Genomic DNA, 17,958 nt, shown 5'->3' on the forward strand with positions numbered 1-17,958 from the left:
GGCCTGTCAGGCCGGGCGAGGGAGGTCGGCATGCAAGTTGCCGATGGTTTGAGCCGTTTGACGGCCCATTTGACCGTGCGGAATCTGACGCGCCGGTTTGGTGCCTTTACCGCACTGGATGCGGTGTCCCTGTCAATCGACAAGGGCGAGTTTGTCTGTCTGCTGGGGCCCTCCGGCTGTGGCAAGACCACCTTGCTGCGCCTGATTGCCGGTCTGGACCAGCCCGACGACGGGCTGGTGGCACTGGCGGGGCGTGACATTACCCATGCACCGCCGGCAGCGCGGGATTACGGCATCGTGTTTCAGAGTTATGCCCTGTTTCCCAATCTGACGGTGGCAGAAAACATTGCCTATGGCCTCAGGCCGCGGCGTGACAGGGCGCGCATTGCCGCGCGGGTGCGCGAGCTGCTGGATCTGGTCGGCCTGCCCGGTGCCGAGCAGCGCCTGCCGGCCGCACTGTCCGGTGGCCAGCAGCAGCGGGTGGCCCTGGCCCGGGCGCTGGCGACTTCCCCGGGCATGTTGTTGCTGGATGAGCCCTTGTCGGCACTGGATGCACGAGTACGTGAGCGCTTGCGCGAGGAACTCAAGGGGCTGCAAAAGCGCCTGGGGGTCACGACGCTGATGGTGACGCATGATCAGGAGGAGGCCCTGGCGCTGGCCGACCGGGTGGTGGTCATGCAGGCGGGCAAGATCGAACAAGTAGGCACGCCGGCCGAGATTTACCAGCGTCCGGCCAGCCGCTTTGTCGCCGAGTTCGTCGGCGATGCCAATTGGCTGCCGGTCGCGGCGCGGCAGGACGGGGCGGTCAGCGTGGGCAGCCATACCCTGCACCTGCAGGCGGACCTGCCGCCAGAACGGGATCTGACGCTGTTCCTGCGGCCAGAGGATGTGATCATCAAGCCGCAGTGGGATGGTGCGGCGAACACCCTGCTTGCCCGGGTGGAAGATGTCAGTTTTGCCGGCGCCCTGACCCGGGTGCGTCTGCAACCTGAAGGCATGCCGGGGCAGGTGCTGCATGCCGAGCTGTGTCCATCAATGATGCAGCGTCAGCCGCTGGTGCCGGGAGAGATCGTGCCGGTCGAGTTGCCGATGGCACGTTTGCTGGTGTTTGCCGGGGAGGCCGCATGTTGAGTGCCGTCTGGAAATCGCGCCCATCCCTGGCGCGTGCCATGCCGGCCGAAACCCGGCTGGCGCAGCTCTTGCTCGCCGTGCTGCTGTTACTGCTCAGCCTGGCGATCTGTCTGCCGCTGCTCTGTCTGTTGTCTCGCGCCGTCCAGGATCGTGACGGCGGCTTTGTCGGTCTGGCCAATGTGTGGCAGGTCCTGCATACCCCCGGTCTTTGGCGTGCGGCCACCCATAGCGTGTCGCTGGCCATGACGGTCTGCCTGATCGTCACGCCGCTGGCCTTTGCTTTTGCCTGGTCGCTGACCCGCACCCGGGTCCCGGGACGGGGGTGGTGGCGACAGATCGGTCTGTCGCCGCTGCTGGCGCCCTCCCTGATGCCTGGTATTTCGCTGGTTTATCTGTTTGGCAATCAGGGCTTGATCAAGGACTGGATGCCTGGCGGCACGGTGTACGGATTCTGGGGCATGGTGATGGGCGAAAGCTTTTATACCTTTCCCTACGCCTTGCTGATTCTTTCCACCGCGCTGGCCTCGGCTGACGGTCGCCTGTACGAGGCGGGCAGGGTGCTGGGGGCCGGCGCCCTGCGCCGCTTTCTGACCATTACCCTGCCCGGTGCACGCTATGGCCTGGTTTCAGCGGCGCTGGTGGTGGCGACCCTGGTCATGACCGACTTCGGGGTACCTACCGTCCTGGGGGGCGATGTCAACGTGCTGGCCACCGAGGCCTACAAGCAGGTGATCGGTCAGCAGAACTTCCCGCGCGGGGCGGTGATCGGTCTGATGCTGCTGTTGCCGGCAGTGCTGTCCTTCGGTATCGAGCGCCAGCTGGCACGCCGGCAGCAAGCAAGCATGACGGCACGTTCGACTCCCTATCAGCCGGCCAGACACCGCTGGCGCGACGCGCTGGCCGCCTTGCTGCTGTGGCTGGTCAGCGGTGCCTTGCTGGGACTGCTGGCCGTCGGTGTCTGCGCCTCGCTGATCCGCTATTGGCCTTACAACCTGTCCCTGACCTGGCAGCATTATCAATTCGCCAGTTCGGATGGCAGTGGCTGGCATGCCTACTTCAACAGTCTGCAAATGGCGGCAGCGACTGCCGTACTGGGAACGATGCTGGTGTTTCTCGGGGCATACGTCTGCGAAAAAATGACCCTGGCGCCGATGCTGCGCGCCTTGTTGCGTTTGCTGGCGATGTTGCCGATGGCGGTGCCGGGGCTGGTGCTGGGCCTGGGTTATGTGTTCTTTTTCAACCACCCGGCCAATCCGTTGAATGTGCTTTATGGTGGCATGACGCTGATGGTTATGTGCACCATTGCCCATTTTTACACCACGGCCCATCTGACGGTGACCACAGCCCTGCGGCAGCTGGATGGCGAGTTCGAGTCGGTGGCCGCCTCGCTCAAGGTCCCTTTCTGGGTCACCCTTTGGCGTGTGACCCTGCCGGTCTGCCTGCCTGCCCTGGTGGACGTGGCCAGGTTCTACTTCGTTTCTGCCATGACCACTTTGTCAGCGCTGATCTTCCTCATGAGTCCGGCCCACAGCGTGGCGGCTGTGTCGATCATCACCCTGGATGACAGCGGCGACACGGCAGCGGCAGCCGCCATGTCGACGCTGGTGGTGCTGACCTCGCTGCTGGCGACCGTGTTGTTGGGCGCGCTGGCGCAGCGTGTGCGCTCAGGCACTCAGCGGTCGTCGCGATGAATGCGACGCAGCCAGTCGAAGCAGGGGCGATGACTTTGTGTCTGACGCCAGGCGTGGAAGGTCGCCGGCAGTCGGGCCGCCAGGCTGGCTTCATCCTGCTCCGGCGCGACCAGCGGGCCAAGCAGGGCACAGACGGACAAATCGGCGCGGCTGAATTGCCCGCCGACCAGATAGCCCTCTGTGGATGGCAGGGCCTGATCCAGCCGATCAAGGGCGGCTTCCAGTCGCTGACGCGAGGCTGCGCTGCTGGCCGGGGTGATGTGCAGGCCCTTGCGCAGCAACTGACGCAATAGGGGAAAGCCCAGTGTCAACAGTTTCGCCTGACGCGGGGTGGCGCCGGTCAGCAGAAAGGGCAGGGCATAGCGCCGTTCGTGCAGCAGATGGGAATAAAACCAGCGGCGCAGATGGATGCCGATCTCCTTTTCGGCAAACTGCTCCCAGACGGCTGCCTGGCGGGCCGCCTCGGCATCCTGTGGCGTGAGCGGCCGCTCGGGCCAATGCGCGTCGAGATAGTCAATGATGGCCGCAGAGCCCTGAACCAGCGTCTGGTCATGCTGCAGGATCGGCACACTGCTCTTGGGGCAGAGTCTGCGGGTGCGCAGCAGATGCAGGCCCGGAATCAGGTTCTCCACGGTATAGGACTGCCCCTTGTAGTCGAGCGCCCAGCGGGCTTTGCCGCAAAAGTGCGAATAGGGAAACTGGATCAGGTTCATCATGGTGTTTGCCGCTTATTGAGATGTGATGATAGGCAAAGCTTGTTATACCGCATGCTGTTATGATTTGGGCAACCATTATGGAGCCATGGCATGCAGCGTTTGACCATTTCCCTGAGTGACGAGCTGGCTGAGTCGTTTGACCAATGGATGCAGCAGCGAGGCTATAGCAGCCGCTCCGAAGCCATGCGTGACCTGTTGCGGCGCGAGCTGGGCGAGCGGGATCTGCAGCAGAACGGTTCACAAGCCTGTGTGGCGGTGTTGAGCTATGTGTTTGATCACCACGAGCGCCAGCTGTCTTCGCGTCTGACCAGCCTGCAGCATGACCATCATGATCTGGCGGTGGCAACCATGCATGCCCACATCAGTCATGAGGATTGTGTCGAAACCGTGCTGCTGCGCGGCCAGGTCGGGGAGGTCACCGCCTTTGCCCACTCGGTGATTGCCGAAACCGGGGTACGCCATGGCCATGTCCAGTTGATTCCGGTGGCTGAGGCGCCGGCGGCGCCCATGTGGCGCCGCAAGCGCTGAGGGGCGCAGACCCTAGCGCCGGCTGAGGCGACAGCGCTGCAGCAGGTCCTGGTCGGCCAGGATGGCTTGCGGGCTGCCTTGGGCTTCCAGTCTCCCCTGGTGCAGCACCAGGCAGTGATCGGCAATCTCCGCCACGCTTTCCAGCTCATGCGTGGCCATCACCAGGGTTCTTCCCTGTCCCTTGCTCTCGCGCAGAAAGTGCAACATATCGTCCTGGCTGGCGGGGTCGAGTCCGGCATTGGGCTCGTCCAGCAACAGCACTTCCGGTTCGGTCATCAGTACCGAGGCCAGGGCGACGCGCTTCTTTTCCCCGCCTGACAGGCGATGTGGTGCTCTGTGGCGCAAATGCGTGATGGCAAAGCGCGTCAGCATCTCGTCGATGCGCGCATGGATTTGCGCCGGCGCCCAGCCCAGTTGCAGCGGGCCGAAGGCCAGCTCGTCCATGACCGTCGGATTGAATAACTGTACATCCGGATTCTGGAACACCAGGCCGACCCGGCGGCGAAAGGCATGTGAAACCGCCTCGTCACGCAGGACGGCCTCCGTCAGTGGTTCGCCAAAGGCGCTGATCCGCCCCTGATCGGGAAAATACAGTCCGTCCAGCAGGCGCAGCAGGGTGGATTTGCCCGATCCGTTGGCGCCGAGCAGGGCGACACGCTGGCCGGCAGGGATGCTCAGGCTCAGGCCATGCAGCGCCCCGATGTCGTGATAGGCATAGTGGACATCTTCAAGCAGGAAGGCCGGAGGCAGTGACTGGGTCATGACAGGGAGTACCGGAAACTAGACAAAGGGAAACGTCAGGGCCAGCAGGCCGGCACTGACGAACAGCAGCAGGGCGGCCAGATCGCGCCAGCCGGGGCGTGCCGCCTGCAGCAGATGAATCTCGCCGCGATAGCCGCGCGCCAGCATGGCCAGATGGATCTCCTGGCTCAGTGCGAGCGAGCGCTCCAGCAGGGTTCCGGCACAGGCCGCCAGCTGACGGCGCTTCTCGCGCGCGCTCAGCGGCCCGATCTGTCGGCTGCTGCGGGCCTCCAGCAATTGCTGGGTGCTGGTCAGCAAGGTGAACAGATAGCGATGCGTCATGCCGAGAATCGCGACCAGCACCACGGGCACGCGCAGGGCGCGCAGCCCCTTGAGCAACTGTGGCCAGGGGGTGGAGAGCATGATCAGCAAAGCCAGTGTGGCCGAAGTTTCGGCGCGGCCGAGCAGGAACAGTGCCGAGCGCAGGCCGGTCTGGCTGATCACAGGCAGGACGGCGAGTGGCGGGCCGGGCACCAGGAACAGGGCCGGCAGAGCGATCAGTCCGGTGAACAGCAGGACACTGAGCCAGGCCTGGCGCCAGAGCCGGCGCAGCGTCACGCCGGCACCAAATGACAACAGCACCGCCAAGACGAACAGCCAGGCCAGCGCCAGCAAGTGATGCACCGTGACGGTACAGACGATCAGGAAGCCCAGACCGAGCAACTTGCTGCGTGCGTCCAGGCCCTGAAGCCAGCCGGGACGCGCGGCGACCCGTTCGGCATCGAGCGCATGCGTGACGGTATCCAGCAGGCCGGCCAGGGTCCTGCTCCAGAAGCTGCCACCGGCCGCATGCCGGTGGCCGGCGATGAAGGATTGCTCGCTCACGCGGAGACGGTTTGGCGACGACCGCGCCACCAGGACATCAGGCTGATCAGCAGCAGGATCAGGCCGCTGCCCATGACGGCAGAGAGCAGGTAGCCGAAGACCGGGTTGGCCAGAAAGCGCGGGGCATAGTCGGGGATCGGTGCCTCCCAGACCCCGGCCAGACGCAGCATGCCACTGGGCGCGGCCGCAGGTGGTGCTGTCTGGATCGACGCCTGGGTCATTTCTGCGCGTACTTGCGGGTTGCTGAAATCTTCCGGCGCCCATTCCCCCCAGGCCGTGCCTGCGGCCAGCAGCCCCAGCGGACTGAGGATCATGCACAGCGACAGACCGATCCACAACCCTCGCACCGGACGCCAGCCGGTGGCGGCGCGAGACAGGTCGGGACGGCTGCCGGCGCTGGTTTCCAGCAGGCGGGGATTGGCCTTCTGCAGGTAGGCGACGATGCCGGCGCTGATGGCTCCCTCGGCCAGTCCGGCAAAGCCGAGATGGCCGATCAGCATCGCCGGAACGGCAACCGACAGCGGGTAGGGAGCGTACAGCGGCGTGCCGGCGGCATCATGAAACAACAGAGGCTGCAGCCCGAATTCGATGGCGGCGAGCAAGGCGGACAGATTCATGGCGACATAACCGGCCACGGCCGCGGCCCAGATGCGGCGTGTTGCGGTCAGGGCGGCCCCGGCCGACAGCAGGCGATAGAGGGCATAAGCGGCCATCGGGCCGACAATGGCCATGTTCAGACAATTGGCACCGAAGGCGGTGATACCGCCATCACCAAAGAAAACAGCCTGAATGAACAGGGCGATCGACACGGCCAGAATGGCTGCCCAGGGGCCAAGCACGATGGCGGCAATGGTCATGCCCACGGCGTGTCCGGTGGTACCGCCCGGCAAGGGCAGGTTGAACATCATCACCACAAAGCTGAACGCGGCCACGACGGACAGCAGGGGGACCAGACGGGTGTGCAGCACCGCATGAACCCGACGCATGGCCAGCCACCAGAAGGGCAGGGCCAGCGCGGTGGTGGCGAGGCAGGTGGCAGGGCTCAGGTAGCCGTCAGGGATGTGCATGGCAAGACTCCGGGGCATTCAAACGCCGGTCATCTTGCCTGATTTCATATTTATTTTCAAAACTTCATACCGCCGGGTTTGTTCTCGATCAAGCCCGGCTATTCCTGGCCGAAAAAGCGTCGCAGGCTGGCCATCATGGCGCCTGCCTCGCGGGGCGGTGTCTGAAGGTGCAGGTTTTCCAGCAGGCGCTGCTGTTCTTTCAGCCGGGTCTGCAAGACTTCGGACAGCGCACTGACCAGCTCGTCGCGCTCAAGGAAAATACTGTGGAAAGTCTCGCGTCCTACCCGGTAGCACTCCACGGCGCCGATGGCACGCACCGAGTAGGCGCTTGGTTCGCCGGTCAACAATCCCATCTCACCAAAGAAGCTGCCGCTGCTCAGTTTGCCCAGCAGGACCGGATCATGCTCGGCCTGACTCACCAGCATGTCGGCCTCGCCGGCCACCAGGATGAACAGCCAGTCGGAAATCTCGCCCTGTTCCAGCATGGTGTCGCCTGCCACGAAGGGGGTGAACTTGAGTTCGTCGGCCAGTTCGCAAAGCTCGTCTTCCGTCAGCATCTGGAACAGACTCAGTCGGCGCAGATGGGTCAGCCGTTCCTGTTGATGGCGTTTGTGGCGGACATCGACGGCATATTTTTCCTTGGTCATCAGCACATTGAAGATCGGTGGTGACATACGACGGTCATTGCGGCGCAGGGCGGCATCGATCTGGGTGCGGATCGCCGAGTCGGTCGGGTCGTCCATCTGCAGGTCGGTCAGCCAGTAGCGCACCGCATAGCGGGCAATGCCGTTTTCCACTTTCATCAGCACACAGTTGGGCGGCGGCGTTCTGGCGACATGAGGAATGCGCGTCTCCTGCAAGGATTTCTCGATCAGACTGATGATCTGGGTTGGCAGGGTCTCCAGCGAGAGATCGAACCAGACCCAGCGACGCCATTGCACGGGCTGGTGATAGCGCTTGCCCAGCACCATAAAGCGATTTTTCAGCAGCAGACTGTTGGGAATCACCACCGTTTCCCAGTTGCGTGTCTCGATGCTGGTGGCGCGCCAGTTGATTTCCGAGACCTTGCCCGTCACGCCTTCGTGCTCGATCCAGTCGCCGACATGGATGGAATCATCCAGCTGGATGGCGATGCCTGCCAGCAGATTGCCCAGGGTGTCTTGCAGGGCAAAGGCGATGATGGCGGTGAGTACCGCCGAGGTGGTGATGATTTCACCCAGGGCCATCCCGGCGACATGCAGGCGGATGGCGCACCAGATCAGATAGCAAAATGAGACGGTGATATCGGCAATGATCAGCGGCGGGTGCAATCGCAGCACGGGTAGCAGCAGTTTGAAAGCGATGCCGCCCCAGACTCGAATGATCAGCAGGCCTGCTGCCAGGTCGATCAGGCTTGCCTGGATGGCCGGCGGGATGCTGTTGCCCAGCCAGGCGGTCTGGTTGCGCACGGTCAAGGCGGCCAGTGCCAGCAACACCATCAGCACCAGGGAAGTGCGGATATGCTGGCGACTGCTGGCCGAACGCACATAGGTCATGGCCATCATGACCAGCGTCAGCAGTAACCAGGCCTGGTGTTGCTGTATCCAGGACAGAGAGTCTGGCAAGGGCATCATGCGTATCCCCTTACTTGATCAATACTTCATCATAGATAAAAACGGTTTATACCGTTATGGCATCGGAGAGGCGGGGCTGCCGCCGGCCGACTGTCCGATTTGTCATGTTTGTTAATACATTTGCTAACAAAGTAGCAAAGTCATTCATATTGGGCGCCAGCGCAGGCAATTATCCTTGCGTGATCAAATACTAATAATGATTGGCCATTGTGCATTGTGATCATTCTTCGGAGACACGTCTTGCCATGAGTAGTGACAGCGAATGGTGGGATGCCATCGTCGTGGCACACCGGCAGGGAGATTTGCCCCGGGCGCAACACTTGCTGGACCAGGGGGGGCGCGATGGACGGCACCATCCGCTGGCCTTGCCTTTGGCGCGTTGCCTGGCGGCGCAAACGCGTTGTGATAATGACCTGTTGTTGCTGCTGCGTGGCGGCCAGGCCGTGCTGGCCTTGCCGCATGCCCTGGCCCAGACCCGTCGCACGCCACAGGATGCCGCGGTCTGGAAACTGGCGGCGCTGGTGCAGCGTGCCTGCGGCCTGTTGCTGCAGGCTCAGGACAGCTTGCAGCAGGCACTGCAGCTGGCTGCGCAGGATGCCGAACTCCATTTCAATCTGGCCAATCTGCTGCGCGAACGGGGCGAGCACGCGGGGGCCGAACAGGCCTTCCGCCAGGCGCTAGCCCTTGATGGCGGGCATGTTCCCTGTCTGAACAATCTGGCCTTGCTGCTGGATGATCTCGGGCGAGGGGACGAGGCAGAGCATTGTCTGCGTCTGGCTTTGCAGCGCCAGCCGGCCTGGCCGGCGCTGCACAATAATCTTGGCGAACACCTGGCAAGGCACGGCAAGTTCCAGGCGGCGTTGCGCTGCCATCTGCAGGCGATCAGCCTGCAGCCCGACCTGGCCTGGTCGCATGAGTGTGCGGCACGTGTCTGCCGGCAAACCGGCCAGTCGGACCAGGCGCTGCAGTTTGCCCGGCAGGCTTGCCGGCTGGCCCCGCAGGCGCCCGACCCGGCGCTGCTGCTGGTCGAACTGCTTTGCGACGGCGGCAAGCTGGCTGAAGCCCTGTCGCATTGCGAGTCGGCCCTGCAGCATCACCCGGCACATGCCGATCTGCTGGCGCGTCAGGGCGACATTCTGTTGCGCCAGTCGCTCCCGGACGAGGCCGAACGGGCCTGGCGCCAGGCCCTGGCGCAATGCCCCGAACATCCACAGGCCTGCCACGGCATCGGCAGAGTGCTGGCCGCGCGTGGAGAGTCGGCCGCCGCGCTGGCCTGGATGGCACTGGCCCTGCAGCACGGCCCTGCGAGCCCCGGGCTCTATCGTGATCTGGGCAATCTCTGCTTTGTGCTCGGGCGTTTGCAGGATGCCGAACATTATTTGCGCCAGGGGATGCAACTGGCCCCCCGGCATGCCGACCTGCCGGCCAGCCTGGGCTATGTCCTGCGCGAGCAGGCGGAATATGCGGCGGCGGCCACCAGTTTTCGCCATGCCCTGCAGCTGGATCCCGGCCATGTCGAGGCCTGCTGCAATCTGGCCTGCCTGCTGCTGGATACCGGCCAGGAGGATGAAGGTCGAGGGTGGATGGACCGGGCATTGCGCATGGCGCCGGCCCATCCGGGGGTGCTGATCAATGCTTTGCAATATCTGCCTTATCGCGCCGATGATGTGCGCTTTGCCGCGCTGGACGAGGTGTATCTGCAGCGTGAAAGCCTGCCGCTGCCTTTGCGCATGGGCCTGAGCTTTGCCATGGGACGGGTGCTGGCGCAGCGCGGGGACGATGCCGCGGCCTTTGCTGCCTTTGCCGAGGGGAATGCGTTACGACGCCGTCTGCAGCCCTGGGATGAGGCCGAAGCGGAGGCGCGGGTGGCGCGGATTCTCTCCCTGACGCCGGCAGAGACCTTGCAGGCCTATGCCCGGCTGGCCCGTGCGCTGCCTGCGGCGTCCGGCGATGAGCGAGTGCCGATCTTCATCGTCGGCATGCCACGCTCCGGAACCTCGTTGATAGAACAGATTCTGGTCAGCCAGGGTGAGGTGTTTGGTGCGGGGGAGCAGAGTCTGCTGGCGCCGCTGGCCGAGCAGGCGCTGACCATTCTGGCCAGTCAGCCGGTCAGTGCCGAGAGCCTCGCCGCCTTGCGCGCGCTGGGGCGGCAATACCTGGACCAACTCTGGCAACTGGCGCCCGACGCGCGTTACATCAGCGACAAGATGCCGGGCAATGTCTATTGGCTGGGCCTGATGCAACTGATGCTGCCCCAGGCGCGCTTCATCCATGCGGTGCGCGATTTGCGCGATGTCTGTCTGTCTTGCTATTGCATTCCCTTTCATACGGGTCACGGGTACAGCGACGATCTGCTCTCGCTGGGGCACGAAGCCTTGCGCTACCGCCGTGTTGTGCGCCACTGGCAGCAGCTGTTGCCACCCGGTTGTGTTCATGAAGTGGTCTATGAATCACTGGTGGCGGATCTGTCCGGGACGGTGAGCGCCTTGCTGCAATACCTTGGTCTGGCGTGGAACGATCAGTGCCTGGCCTTTCATCGCACGGTGCATACGGTTCGCACGGCGAGTACCGCGCAGGTTCGTCAGCCGCTGTATGCGGCTTCGGTCGGACGCTGGCAGCGCTACCGGCGGGAACTGGCCCCCTTGCTGGCGCTGTTGGCGCAGGGCGATACCCGGGAGGCAACCCCATGAAGCCGCCTGTTTTGACGCTGTGGCTCACCGGCTTGAGCGCTGCCGGCAAAACCACGCTGGCGCAGGCCCTGTACCGGCAGTGGCAGGAGGCGGGTATCCGCTGTCAGATACTGGACGGCGATGAGGTACGGCGCGATCTGTGCGCGGATCTGGGCTTTTCCCGTGAGGACCGGCGCGAGAATATCCGCCGTGTGGCCTTGCGTTGCCGTGAGCTGAATCAACAGGGTATCTGTGTGGTCGTGGCACTGATCTCCCCCTATCGCGCTGACCGACAGATGGCGCGCGAGCTGATCGGTGCGCCGGGCTTTGTCGAAATCTATCTGGCCACCGAGCTGGTCGTCTGTGAGGCGCGTGACCCGAAAGGGTTGTATCGCAAAGCGCGTGCCGGCGACATTCCGGCCTTTACCGGGGTCAGTGATCCCTATGAGCCACCGCTCACTCCAGATCTGCAGCTGGATACCGCCTGCCTCAGTGTCGAGACCTGCTGCCTTCAGGTGCAGTCTCTGCTGGCGCTGCGCCACGCCTGAGTACCCGCCGGGCGCGAGAAATTTGATCTGCTGCCTTTGGTTGCCGTGCGGCTTGTGCTATGCCTGATGAAAACCATGATGACAACCAGGCGGCAATGGGCGGGGGCATATGACAACTGATGCACAGGCTTCGACCGAACTCAAGCGGGTGGCCGCGCTGAGACAGGGCATCCGCACGGTGGCGGCCTATGCCTTCAAGATCAATCTGCTCGGCCTGAATGCCTTGTTGCTGGCCAAACGCTACGGGGCCAATGCGCGGGGCTTCGGGGTCATTTCCAGCGAGCTGCGCGATTTCAGCAAGGTGTTGCATGGCGAGATGGCTACGCTGGGAGAGTCCGGTGGTCATTTGATTGATCTGGAGTCGCAGCGTCTGAAAATGGCGCGCCAGGTGGCGCTGATCTCTCAAACCTGTGCGGCTCTGGCGCACTGCGGCCTGGAGGGGGCGCTGGCGCAGAAGCGCCAGATCGGCGAGCAGGTCGGGAAACGGGTCGAGCAGGAGCATGAGCAGATGCGCGAAAACATGGCCCGGGCCTATCAGGCCTGCCTTTATGGTTCGGTGCTGGCGCGTTCGGCCCAGATTGAGGCCGCTTATGCCGGCGCTCATGGCAATGCCCTTACCCTGGCTTCTCAGGAGTTCACCCACTACATCGACGATATTCTGGACAGCCTGGAGAGCCTGAAAAAGGCCATTGGAGAGCGGGGATGAAAAAAAGCACCAAGATCGCCGAAGTCGGCAATGTCTGCTGGTATGCCTTGTCGCGCGATCCGGACAAGCCTGATTGCCTGATTGATACCAATGAATACGTGGTGGCCACGCCCGGCGAAGCCTTGCTGACGGATCCGGGCGGCATGGAGATCTTTCCGGCGGTCTTTCGTGCGGTGAGCGAGGTGATTGATCCGGGCACCATCCGGCAGATCTTTGCCTCGCATCAGGATCCTGACGTGATTTCCTCTCTGGCCCTGTGGCTGGCCTTCAATCCGGAGATCCGCTGTCATGTCAGCGGCTTGTGGAAGAGTTTCATCCCGCATTTCGGTGGCACGGACAGCCACATTGCAGGCATCCCCGATGACGGGGGTGAGCTGCAGGTCGGTCAGCACACCCTGAATGCCATTCCAGCGCATTACCTGCATTCCTCCGGCAATTTTCATCTCTACGATGCCAATGCCCGCCTGCTGTTTTCCGGTGATATTGGCGCGGCCTTGCTGCCCAATCCCGGTGAAGATCTGTTTGTACGCGATTTTGACCGTCACATCCGCTTTGCCGAGGGGTTCCACAAGCGCTGGCTGGGATCCAATACCGCCAAACGTGTCTGGTGCGAGCGCGTGTCTGGCTTGCAGATCGATTTGCTCTGCCCGCAGCACGGCTCGATTTATCAGGGGGCGGATGTCATGCGCTTCATCAACTGGCTGGATGAGCTGAAAGTGGGGATCTGCTAGGGCGCTTTATTCAGCCGATATGAAAGCGCTGACTGTTCTGGCAGCGCATCTCGTAGGCCACACAAGGGTCGATCAGCGCGACCTGGCGGCGCCATTCCGCTTCGCTGGCCTGGCGACGGGCATTGAGGGTGTTGGCGATCAGTCCCTGCGGGTGGGTGTGCCAGGCGGTTGGTGGCTGAATGCGGTACTGGGCCACCCGGCCGGCGTCGTCCAGCACGACATGATGCAACAACAGGCCGCGGGCGGTATCCACCAGCGCCACGGCGCCGCCATGACAGGGAGCCCAGTCGACCGCCAGCCTGGCGCCATCCAGCCAGCGGGCCAGCTGGATCAGGCGGGCCAGCAAGCGGGCCCGGGTCAATTGTCCGGCATGCATCAGCGGTGCCAGCAGTTCGGCCTCGCGAGCCAGTGCGCCGACTTCGCAAGGCATGCCTTGCCACTCGGGGCTGCCGCTGTCGAACCAGGCCAGCGGCAGGGTGCTGAGCATGCGGGCATTGAGAATCGGCAGCAGCAGGCAACCCGCATCGGCTTCTTTCAGGCTGTTCAGCCAGCGCGCAACGGGGACCCGCGCCGAGGCCATCCATTGCTGCCAGCCATTCAGCCCCAGACCCAGCCAGGTCGCGGGCGCCATGCCGTATACCTGTTCCTCGGCCAGGGCCGCCATGGCAGGCAGGTTCTGTGCCAGACGCCATTGCTCCAGCAGCGCCGGGTCGGCCGGTGCGCCCTCGAAGGCCAGCGACCAGTCCAGCAAGACCTTGCGCAGGGTATCGCGTACCGCCTCCAGCGTCAGGGTGTCGAGCTCTTCCGGATCTGCCTCGCGCAAGTGACCGGCCGCGGCTGACAGCGCCAGTCGTGCGGCCAGGCCATGGGCCTGACTGCACAGGGAGAACAGAGAGGGGATCAGGGGGTAGATGCGGGCGGGGGGCAGCCCGATGAATAACTGTTCTGCCGCCATGCGTTGCCATTGCACACGAAAACCCTGTGTGGCGGTCAATTCGATGGTGATCACGTCCGGTTTCATGCAGCATCCTCTGATCGGGCAAACAGATTTGCTGCTGGTCTGCCTGTCAGCAGGGACCCAGCGCGTCGCTTCTAGACAATGACATTAAATCAATGGCTTGAATTATATCGACTCGCTGGCGTCGCTGCAGAACCGATCCGTCCAGTATTGCGCTGGATCAGAAAAAATGCCGTCGCATCAATCCGCTGGCAGCAGGGGCGTCAGCAGTACTCTTTCGGTACGATTACCGTTCTGTACCATGACCGTCAGGCACCAGCCGGCCAGTTCGATTGTGTCACCCTGGCGCGGAATCCGTGCCAGCCGGTCCATCAGCAGGCCGGCAACGGTATGAAAGTCGGCGTCATCGAAGTCGCCCAGCGTGAGATAGGGCTCCAGCATGACCAGCTCCAGATTGCCCTCGACGTCCAGGCTGCCATCCTCATTGACCACCAGGGCAGGGCGCTCGTGCTGCTCGTACTCTTCGGGAAACTCGCCGGCAATGGCTTCCATCAGATCCTTGTGGGTGACGATGCCCTCCAGACTACCGAATTCATTTACCACGAAGGCCAGCTCGGCGGCATGTTGCCGGAAGCTTTCCAGTGCCTTGAGCACCGGAACGCTCTCCGGCAGTACCAGAGGCTGGCGCAGGGCCGCTTCGATGTCCGGCTGCTGACCGTCCAGCAAGGGGGCCAGCAGATCCTTGCGCGCCACGATCCCCAGTGGCTCATCGATGGCGCCGTCACGGATGACGACCAGCCGCGAGTGCGGGCTGCTGCGCAGCACCCGATGCTGTTGCTCGAGCGTCTGAGACAGATCGATACGCTCGATGTCGTTGCGCGGGGTACAGATTGCCCGAATCGGCCGTTCTGCCAGCGTCAGCACGCTGCGGATCATGGCGCGTTCGTTCGGGGCAAAGGCTTCTTCTTCCGGTGGTTCGACACCGTCACGGGTGGTGGAGACCAGACGGTTGCCCATCAGCGACAGCACTGCTCTGGCCGTACGCTCACGCAGCGACTGGCTGCGATTGAGGTACTGGATGCGATTTTTCTGCGCAATCTGGTTGAAGGCTTCGATCAGGACTGAGAAGCCGATGGCGGCGTACAGATAGCCCTTGGGGATGTGGAAGCCGAAGCCGTCGGCCACCAGGCTGAAGCCGATCATCAGCAGGAAGCCCAGGCACAGCATGACCACTGTCGGGTGGGCATTGACGAAGGTGGTCAGTGGTTTGCTGGCCATCATCATCAGGATCATGGCAATGACGACGGCCATCATCATGACTGCCAGGTGGTCCGACATGCCGATGGCGGTCACCACCGAGTCGATGGAAAACACGGCGTCCAGGACCAGGATCTGCGCCACCACCGTGGCGAAGGCCGCATAGGCCCGCTGTCCCTGCGTGTGGACTTCAAACTCGCCCTCCAGCCGCTCATGCAGTTCGCTGGTGGCCTTGAAAAGCAGGAAGACCCCGCCGCACAGCATGATCAGGTCCCGGCCGGCAAACGGTTGGCCAAACAGGCTGAACAAGGGGGCGGTCAGGGAGGCCAGCCAGGAGACGCTGGCCAGCAGCACCAGTCGCATCACCAGGGCCAGCGACAGGCCGGTGAGACGGGCGCGGTCGCGTTGCTCGGGGGGCAGCTTGTCGGCCAGGATGGCCACGAAAATCAGATTGTCGATGCCCAGAACCACTTCGAGCACGATCAGGGTCAGCAAACCCAGCCAGGCGGCGGGGTCGGACAGCCAGGCGACGTCCATCATACGGGTAGGTCATCCTCACAGCATTAAAAGTGAAGACTAGCATAGTTCGCCCCGTTCACGAGCAGTTCGTGCTCATGGCCGGGCGGAAAAAACTGGGGGGATGCGGCCCGCAGACCAGGCTGGTCTGCGGGCCGGTTGGCTTAGTGCACGCTGGCCGGGTAGTTTTTGGCGACCCAGGCTTCGAAGCGGTGGCACATGGCTTCATCGCCATCGCGATTGTCGGCAATGAGCTCCGCGCCGTGCACCAGACGGATGCTGGCCTTCAGGTCATCCGGGTAAGCCGTCGGGTAGTCGCGGCTGGCGGCTTCGGCAATCAGTTTCTCGGCATTGGCCCAGGCTTCCTCGACGCTGCGGGTGCAGGCATCGGCCAGGTAGCGCGGGTTGAACGGTTCACCGGTCAGGCGGACCAGGGTGGCATTGTGGTTGATGCTGTTGCCCGGACCCCAGTAATGCTCGGCCAGTTTCGGCCCGATGGCCGGATTGTCGGCCAGGAAACCATACTCGCGCTTGAACCAGGCGCGGGTCTGGTAGACCGCCATATTGGCCAGCAGATAACCGTGATAGGCCGCAGCCGACTCCTGATTGAGCAGGTGAGGAATGGCCAGCAGCGGACGCGGGCTGACGCCGATGCCGAGAATGCGCTGTTCGGTCTGGCGTGCCAGTTCCAGGATGCTTCCGGCGCTCAGTTCGGTCTCCGGCATGGCATACAGGGCACGCTCGAAATAACCGACCACCGCCAGCATGCGTTCGTTGAAGGCGGCAAACGGTTGGGTGGCTTCGATCTTGGCTCGGATCAGCTGATCCGGAATCACCTCGCCGGCGCTGTTTTTGGCATAACGTTTCAGCCAGTCGGCATCGGACAGCATGCTGTCGCAGAACATGCTCTGGGTTTCGGCATAGGCCATCGAGGTCGGCGAGAACTCCTGCGAGAAGCAGGGCGAGTTCTGGGTGACATTGGCGAAATGCGCGGCATGTCCGCCCTCGTGGAACAGGGTATTGATGGCGCGGATACCGCTGCCCACCTGGTCGGGCTTGGCGTCGGCGGTGAAGTTGATCTGGCCGGCGACCCAGCGCTCACGGTCGAAATAGCTCGGAATCGGACCATGGCAGAAGCCATTCTGGTACTTGCCTTCCCGTTCGATCAGATCCAGTTGCATGGTGGCGCCACGGTACTGGATGCCCAGTCGGCGGAAGCTGATGATCCAGCGTTCCACGGCCTTGGAGAAGGGCAGATAGGGGTCCAGCTGGCGGGTCACGTCTCCGCTCATGTGGAAACGGATATTGTGGCCTTGCAGGGCTTCCTGCCCCTGACGACTGGCCAGTTGCGCCAGTGCCTTGTGATTGGCTTCGCGCGTGCGGGCCTCGAACTCGTCCAGGATGGCGAACAGGTCTTCCGGCGACATCTGTTCGTTCTTGTGCACCTTGTAGTCGAAATAGTCGCGATAGCCCAGAGCACGGGCCATCTGGTTGCGCTTCTTGACGATATCGATGAAGCCGTTGTCCAGCACCCAGCGTTCCAGGCCGAGCAAAGCGTCGTGCGAGCTCTTGCGGGCCCCTTCGTCGCGGTTGGTGCCGAGGTTGGTCATCAGCATGCTCAGGGTGGCATCTTCGCGCTGACCGTTGTCATTGATGTGCTGCATCTTGTAGTCACGGCGCTTGGCGAACAGGACCGACTCCAGTTCGATCAGTTCTGCCATCAGGGCACGCGCTTCGGCCGTTTCAATGATGTTGCTGCGAAACAGTGCCTGCCATCCCTTGAAGCCATGCAGCAGGGCATCCCGTTCAGCATCCTGCGGCATGGTCTGCAATTGCTGCAGCGCCTGCTCGACGGCAGCCAGTCGCTCGGGACTGGAGATGAAGTCCTTGAATGCCGCTTCGGCGCGGGCGAAACCGGCATGGTCGTCCGAGACGGCCATATAGGTGTCCCAGAAAAGATCTTCTTTGGTCTTGTGAACAGTCAGGTAATCCTGGTTCAGGGTATCAAAGGCGCTTCGCAGCGCCGCCAGCGTGGTCATGAGCGATATCTCCATGTGGGTTCGGGCTATTTTTCAAACATGCCCTATGAGCTTGGAATAGCGTGATATTACGTTTTTGCGTTTGCCCGCGAAAGATGCTCTTTTGATTTGAGACATAAAAAATCACTAAATCATGATATTGCAACATAAATGGCTGATTCA

Annotated in this window: 15 protein-coding genes; 7 read left to right on the forward strand and 8 right to left on the reverse strand. The window is 62.8% G+C overall.

The genetic code is table 11. From position 1 onward, the window contains the following. Positions 1–30: 30 nt before the first annotated feature. The gene (locus JNO51_RS05105; protein ID WP_215781943.1) at positions 31–1,131 is read left to right on the forward strand and encodes a putative 2-aminoethylphosphonate ABC transporter ATP-binding protein; all 1,101 of its coding nucleotides are present in this window, start codon (positions 31–33) and stop codon (positions 1,129–1,131) included. Further along, complete coding sequence (locus JNO51_RS05110; protein ID WP_215781944.1) at positions 1,125–2,822, forward strand: putative 2-aminoethylphosphonate ABC transporter permease subunit; 1,698 nt, start codon at positions 1,125–1,127, stop codon at positions 2,820–2,822. Before JNO51_RS05105 ends, JNO51_RS05110 begins: the two co-directional genes overlap by 7 nt. On the opposite strand, the gene JNO51_RS05115 is transcribed toward JNO51_RS05110, so the two are convergent. Continuing rightward, entirely contained in the window at positions 2,804–3,538 is a 735-nt protein-coding gene (locus JNO51_RS05115) for a glutathione S-transferase family protein (protein ID WP_215781945.1), read from the reverse strand. The two genes, JNO51_RS05110 and JNO51_RS05115, sit on opposite strands and share 19 nt — an antisense overlap. A 90-nt stretch (positions 3,539–3,628) precedes the next feature. Between JNO51_RS05115 and nikR the strand changes: the two genes are divergently transcribed. Then, positions 3,629–4,066, forward strand: a complete 438-nt coding sequence (nikR, locus tag JNO51_RS05120) for a nickel-responsive transcriptional regulator NikR (protein WP_215781946.1) — start codon at positions 3,629–3,631, stop codon at positions 4,064–4,066. A gap of 12 nt (positions 4,067–4,078) precedes the next feature. Here the strand turns inward: nikR and JNO51_RS05125 are convergent, their stop codons facing one another. The 4 genes from JNO51_RS05125 to JNO51_RS05140 all read right to left on the reverse strand — a co-directional run bounded on the left by JNO51_RS05125 (position 4,079) and on the right by JNO51_RS05140 (position 8,372). Continuing rightward, positions 4,079–4,828: an energy-coupling factor ABC transporter ATP-binding protein gene (locus JNO51_RS05125; protein WP_215781947.1), complete on the reverse strand. Its 750-nt coding sequence runs from the start codon at positions 4,826–4,828 to the stop codon at positions 4,079–4,081. Positions 4,829–4,846: 18 nt separating this feature from the next. Further along, positions 4,847–5,692 carry a cobalt ECF transporter T component CbiQ gene (cbiQ, locus tag JNO51_RS05130; protein ID WP_215781948.1) on the reverse strand — a complete coding sequence of 282 codons (846 nt, stop codon included), beginning with the start codon at positions 5,690–5,692 and terminating at the stop codon, positions 4,847–4,849. Continuing rightward, positions 5,689–6,759, reverse strand: coding sequence for a cobalt transporter CbiM (gene cbiM, locus JNO51_RS05135; protein WP_215781949.1), 1,071 nt, complete (start codon positions 6,757–6,759; stop codon positions 5,689–5,691). Before cbiM ends, cbiQ begins: the two co-directional genes overlap by 4 nt. A gap of 98 nt (positions 6,760–6,857) precedes the next feature. After that, on the reverse strand, positions 6,858–8,372 hold the full coding sequence (locus JNO51_RS05140; protein WP_215781950.1) for a mechanosensitive ion channel family protein: 1,515 nt from the start codon (positions 8,370–8,372) through the stop codon (positions 6,858–6,860). 245 nt (positions 8,373–8,617) lie between these two features. Between JNO51_RS05140 and JNO51_RS05145 the strand changes: the two genes are divergently transcribed. The 4 genes from JNO51_RS05145 to JNO51_RS05160 all read left to right on the forward strand — a co-directional run bounded on the left by JNO51_RS05145 (position 8,618) and on the right by JNO51_RS05160 (position 13,026). Continuing rightward, complete coding sequence (locus JNO51_RS05145) at positions 8,618–11,062, forward strand: tetratricopeptide repeat-containing sulfotransferase family protein (RefSeq protein WP_215781951.1); 2,445 nt, start codon at positions 8,618–8,620, stop codon at positions 11,060–11,062. Continuing rightward, positions 11,059–11,589 carry an adenylyl-sulfate kinase gene (gene cysC / locus JNO51_RS05150; protein ID WP_215781952.1) on the forward strand — a complete coding sequence of 177 codons (531 nt, stop codon included), beginning with the start codon at positions 11,059–11,061 and terminating at the stop codon, positions 11,587–11,589. The genes JNO51_RS05145 and cysC overlap by 4 nt, the downstream gene beginning before the upstream one ends. Positions 11,590–11,698: 109 nt before the next feature. Continuing rightward, entirely contained in the window at positions 11,699–12,295 is a 597-nt protein-coding gene (locus JNO51_RS05155; RefSeq protein ID WP_215781953.1) for a hypothetical protein, read from the forward strand. After that, complete coding sequence (locus JNO51_RS05160) at positions 12,292–13,026, forward strand: MBL fold metallo-hydrolase (RefSeq protein ID WP_215781954.1); 735 nt, start codon at positions 12,292–12,294, stop codon at positions 13,024–13,026. The genes JNO51_RS05155 and JNO51_RS05160 overlap by 4 nt, the downstream gene beginning before the upstream one ends. 10 nt (positions 13,027–13,036) lie before the next feature. On the opposite strand, the gene JNO51_RS05165 is transcribed toward JNO51_RS05160, so the two are convergent. From JNO51_RS05165 to JNO51_RS05175, 3 genes are all read right to left on the reverse strand, one after another. Next, positions 13,037–14,047, reverse strand: coding sequence for a hypothetical protein (locus JNO51_RS05165; protein ID WP_215781955.1), 1,011 nt, complete (start codon positions 14,045–14,047; stop codon positions 13,037–13,039). 177 nt (positions 14,048–14,224) lie between these two features. Beyond that, positions 14,225–15,778 carry a TerC family protein gene (locus JNO51_RS05170; RefSeq protein WP_215782662.1) on the reverse strand — a complete coding sequence of 518 codons (1,554 nt, stop codon included), beginning with the start codon at positions 15,776–15,778 and terminating at the stop codon, positions 14,225–14,227. A 143-nt stretch (positions 15,779–15,921) separates the two neighbouring features. Then, positions 15,922–17,811, reverse strand: a complete 1,890-nt coding sequence (locus JNO51_RS05175; RefSeq protein WP_252346192.1) for a M3 family metallopeptidase — start codon at positions 17,809–17,811, stop codon at positions 15,922–15,924. Positions 17,812–17,958 lie beyond the last annotated feature (147 nt).

It is taken from the genome of Paludibacterium sp. B53371 (assembly GCF_018802765.1).
In the GTDB taxonomy this organism is placed as follows: Bacteria; Pseudomonadota; Gammaproteobacteria; order Burkholderiales; family Chromobacteriaceae; genus Paludibacterium.